At 76.2% G+C, this 1,577-nt stretch carries 1 protein-coding gene; it reads right to left on the bottom strand.

Features of this window, described 5'->3' with window-relative positions; genetic code table 11:
* Positions 1–87 precede the first annotated feature (87 nt).
* On the bottom strand, positions 88–1,577 hold a 1,490-nt coding region (gene malQ, locus AOK15_RS41335), incomplete at its 5' end, for a 4-alpha-glucanotransferase (protein WP_055524441.1).

A 1,577-nucleotide genomic window follows, 5' to 3' on the forward strand; every position in this document is an offset into this window, starting at 1 on the left:
GTGCGTCGGTGACACATGCGGCTCCGCCGCGTGGGCGCGAACACCGCCCACCCACCCGCACCGGCCGACGAACCGCGCGTCCCCGAGCTACCGGGCGCCCCCGCCCTCCCCCCGCAGCACCTCCACCAACGCCCGCAGCCGGGGTGACGCCGCCAGGTCCTCCAGGGTCACCGGTCGGCCCCCCGCGTCAGCGATCGGCAGGCGCCAGTTCGGGTACTGGTCCCACGTGCCGGGCAGGTTCTGCGGCCGCCGGTCCCCCACGGCGTCGGGGAGCCAGAGGCCGATCATCCGGGCCGGGGTCCGCAGCAGGAACCGGTGGACGGCCTGGATCTCGGCCTCCTCGGAGACCGCCGACAGGCCCCCGCTCGCCCCGTTCAGCAGACCCAGCCTCCGCAGGACCGCCAGCCATTCGCTCGCGTCGGCCGCGGCCTCGGCCCGCTCCTCGACCAGGGGTCGGGTCAGCAGGCCGAGCCGGTGGCGGAGGTCGACGTGGTCCCCGGTGAGCCGGGACGCGGTCGACGGGAGGTCGTGCGTGGTGGCCGTGGCCAGGCAGTTCGCCCGCCACCGCTCGGGCGGCAGCGGACGTCCGCCGCCCTCCCAGTCCCGCTCGAACCACAGCACGGACGTGCCCAGCACGCCCCGCTCGTCGAGCGCCTCCCGTACGCCCGGCTCGACGGTGCCGAGGTCCTCGCCGATCACCAGCGCCCCGGCGCGGGCCGCCTCCAGGACGAGGATCGCGAGCATGGCGTCGGCGTCGTAGCGGACGTACGTGCCCTCCGTCGGCGGCCGGCCCTGCGGGACCCACCACAGGCGGAACAGTCCCATGACGTGGTCGATGCGCAGGGCGCCCGCGTGGCGCAGGAGGGCGCGCAGGAGGCGGCGGTAGGGGGCGTAACCGGATTCGGCGAGACGGTCGGGGCGCCAGGGCGGCAGACCCCAGTCCTGGCCGCGGGAGTTGAACGCGTCGGGGGGCGCGCCGATGGACATGCCGGCCGCCACGTACCGCTGCTGGGCCCAGGCGTCGGCCCCGCCGGGGTGGACGCCGACGGCGAGGTCGTGCACGAGGCCGATGGGCATGCCGGCATCGCGCGCCGAGCGCTGGGCGGTGCCGAGCTGGGCGTCGGTGAGCCAGGCGAGCCGGGTGTGGAAGTCGACGCGGTCCATCAGCTCGGCGCGGGCACGGGCGGTCTGGGCGGAGCGCGGGTCGCGCAGGCCCGCCGGCCACCGGTGCCAGTCGGAGCCGTACACCTCCGCGAGGGCGCACCACGTGGCGTGGTCCTCCAGTGCCTCGCCCTCCTCGGCGAGGAAGTCCCAGTAGGCGGCGAGTCGGCCGGGGCCGAGCGGGACGGCGCGCACCCGTTCCAGGGCCTGCCGTTTGAGTTCCCACACGGCGTCGCGGTCGATCAGCTCGCCCTTGTCGAGCACGGACTCGCGCAGCCGTGCGGCACGTTCCGGGAGGGTGCGCAGGACGTCGCCGTCGTCGTCGGCGAGGGCGTAGGGGTACTCGGGGACGTCCTCGACGCGCAGATGGACCGGGTCGGGGTAGCGGCGCGAGGAGGGGCGGTACGGGGAGGGGT

The sequence above is a fragment of the Streptomyces ossamyceticus genome (assembly GCF_001418475.1).
GTDB lineage: Bacteria > Actinomycetota > Actinomycetes > Streptomycetales > Streptomycetaceae > Streptomyces > Streptomyces ossamyceticus.